The sequence below is a fragment of the Tamlana crocina genome, assembly GCF_012037625.1.
Map to the genome: position 1 here is coordinate 1 of NZ_JAAVJS010000915.1, position 278 is coordinate 278.

General features: G+C 36.3%; 1 protein-coding gene. It reads left to right on the forward strand.

The features are described 5' to 3' along the window. A partial coding sequence (locus tag HC176_RS19930; protein ID WP_209309852.1) for a hypothetical protein occupies positions 1–186 on the forward strand: 186 nt, incomplete at its 5' end. Positions 187–278 lie beyond the last annotated feature (92 nt).

The window sequence follows — 278 nt, forward strand, 5'->3', positions numbered from 1 at the left end:
TTTAAAGAAGAAGTTAGAAAGCTCTATCTGAGTGTACTGGCAGATGGCGTTAGTCGCAATGTTACCCTTGATCCTTCGATCTGGAATATTATTAACGATTTAATGAAACAGGTGTTGGCACTTACACCACAATCTACACCATTACCGATGGAGACTGTTCAGATTCTGAAGAACTCAGTATCATAGTAGTACAAGATTAAAAAATATTAAAATTAAATTTCAAAACAGGCTGTCCTTTGGGCAGCCTGTTTTAATTTCTGGAGGTTACTACCAGTATT